The organism is Butyrivibrio proteoclasticus P6B7 (assembly GCF_000622085.1).
GTDB lineage: Bacteria > Bacillota > Clostridia > Lachnospirales > Lachnospiraceae > Butyrivibrio > Butyrivibrio proteoclasticus_A.
Window position 1 is genome coordinate 1 of record NZ_JHWL01000054.1, and the last position, 1,397, is coordinate 1,397.

Sequence of the window (1,397 nt, forward strand, 5' to 3'; positions counted from 1 at the left end):
ATACACAAAAAATCATAAAGGACTTAACACAAGGTGGTAAACTTTTTCGCTAGCGAAATGGATGAAACTGGTCAACTTTTATAATAGCGTTTACAATCCTACTTCATGCCAAGATTGTCCGATGCTCCGAACACCATAATAGTTTAGAATTGTATGTGGTAAAAGAAATAACTCTTTTACCACATAATTATGAAAAGAAATGGGGATAACATCATGACAAAAGACAATAATTGTGGATATTGCGTAGGTGGCGAGCCACTTGCTAAATTTGGAATCAAAATCTGCGACCTGGAGGTGAGCCAACTGGTTCTTTTTAAAGAGCAGAGTCATCCAGGCAGATGTATCGTGGCCTACAAGGATCACGTTAGCGAGATCGTTGATATTTCTGACGAGGAGAGAAACGCTTTCTTCGCAGACGTTAATAGAGTAGCCAAGGCCCTTCACAAGGTATTCAATCCAGACAAGGTCAACTACGGCGCATACGGTGACACAGGCTGCCATCTTCACATGCACCTTGTTCCTAAGTACAAGGACGATTTCGAGTGGGGCGGCGTTTTCGAGATGAACCCTCAGAAGAAATTCCTTACAGACGCTGAATATGAGGAAATGATCGAGAAGATTAAGGCGGCATTATAACAACGTGCGAGAAAACTCCTTCCGATGAAATCGGTTGTGGGATGAATCGCACTAGCTTTTCTTTTTGTATTTCCCCGTCTTAATGTATTTGCGTTTGTGTTCTTCTGTTCGCTGCTCTTCAATGTATTTCTTAACAGTATCAAGAGAAACGCTTCCGGTAGTTGCACAAAAGTAACTTGCACTCCAGAAGGGTGAATCTCCCCACAGATACTTTTCTATGTGAGTCCTATATGTATTTCTCACTTCTTTAGAAAGTTGTGATTTTAACGAGTTGATGAGCTTGACAGGAGCAACATCAGGTGGCATGGATATCAGCAGATGCATGTGATCGACATCTGTCTCTGCTGAAATGAGTTCACTGTTCATGCGTCCACAGAGGTAAGCGGCGTAATTCATCATGAAATCACCGATCTCATCTGTGATCACTTTCTTCCTATACTTGGTTACAAAGATCACATGGTAAGTAAGATTGTATACGGAATGTGAACCTCTTCTGTACTCGTTCAGGATATCTGATTCCAGCATCGATTTCTGCATAAATTTACTCCTTATCCAGAGAGAACATTTGTTTGCTATTTTCTGAAATGTGTGGTATAATACTAACTATAGAATACTGCTAAGGAATTTTCAACCGTGTACAGAACAAGGCAATACAGGATAAGCAAAAACCACATACTCTATGACTATTGCAGGGATATCTGCAGATCATCAGCCATTCTGTACAACAGGGCAAATTTCATCTTAAGGCAGTATTCGTCATC

Annotated in this window: 2 protein-coding genes; one reads left to right on the plus strand and one right to left on the minus strand. The window is 40.7% G+C overall.

Features of this window, described 5'->3' with window-relative positions; genetic code table 11:
• The first annotated feature begins 213 nt into the window (after positions 1 to 213).
• A complete protein-coding gene (locus T541_RS0116400; RefSeq protein ID WP_034467733.1) occupies positions 214 to 636 on the plus strand; it encodes an HIT family protein in 423 nt (140 codons plus the stop codon).
• A gap of 51 nt (positions 637 to 687) precedes the next feature.
• Here the strand turns inward: T541_RS0116400 and tnpA are convergent, their stop codons facing one another.
• Entirely contained in the window at positions 688 to 1,173 is a 486-nt protein-coding gene (gene tnpA, locus T541_RS20095) for an IS200/IS605 family transposase (RefSeq protein ID WP_051538316.1), read from the minus strand.
• Positions 1,174 to 1,397: the final 224 nt, after the last annotated feature.